The organism is Candidatus Hydrogenedentota bacterium, assembly GCA_016791475.1.
GTDB lineage: Bacteria > Hydrogenedentota > Hydrogenedentia > Hydrogenedentales > JAEUWI01 > JAEUWI01.
This window is the reverse complement of sequence record JAEUWI010000180.1, coordinates 1-781: the sequence shown is the minus strand read 5'-3', so window position 1 is coordinate 781 and position 781 is coordinate 1. Positions and strand designations below refer to the sequence as shown.

Annotated in this window: 1 protein-coding gene; it reads right to left on the bottom strand. The window is 60.8% G+C overall.

The features are described 5' to 3' along the window. Nucleotides 1-206: 206 nt before the first annotated feature. A partial coding sequence (locus tag JNK74_28565) for an SUMF1/EgtB/PvdO family nonheme iron enzyme (protein MBL7650141.1) occupies nt 207-781 on the bottom strand: 575 nt, incomplete at its 5' end.

The following is a 781-nucleotide window of genomic DNA, read 5'->3' as shown; positions in this document are numbered from 1 at the left end:
ATCTACAGGCGGCGGCCGTGCGTGATTGCCCTTTCAGAGCGGACGGGTTTCTACGAAATGACAAAAAGGAGAGGGGGAAAAAACGCCCCTGCCGCCGTGCCCCGTCGCGGGCGGGGGCCCTACCCCGCCGTGCTCCGGCGCTTGGCGGCAGGGCGACTGGGTGACATGACCGGCCTTGCTCGCTTGATGGCCGGATGGCATCCACCTCACTGCAAGGACGAAGAAGCCACGCGGAAGCCCAGATTGATGCCGCGGTCGACCGGGCCCCAGTAGTTGCGGTACGAGACGCGGCAATTCTCCGCGCCGAAGCGCCACGAGCCGCCACGGTTCACGCGGCCCGAGCCACTTTCCGGCCCTTTCGGGTTCGATTGCGCCGATGGAGAATAATTGCCAAACCAGTCGGCGCACCACTCCCACACATTGCCACTCATGTCGTGAAGACCGAGTTCGTTGGCTTTTTTCATGCCCACAGCGTGAGTTTTTCCGCCGGCATTGTCGGCATACCAACCTACTTCGTTCAAATCGTCTCCCCCGGCATAGGCGTAGCCTTTGCTCTGGTTGCCTCCCCGGGCGGCAAATTCCCACTCTGCCTCGGTGGGCAAACGAATGGGCTTCCCCGTTTTTTTAGTAAGCCAGGCGCAGTAGGCAGCAGCATTGTACCAACTCACGCCCACGATCGGGTGCTCGGGTGTCTGAAGGGCTGCTCCCAACTTTTTGTAGTGGTCGTTGGTGCCGGTTTGAACGTGGTATTCGCTTCCCTTTTCCAGCCACACCGGATAAT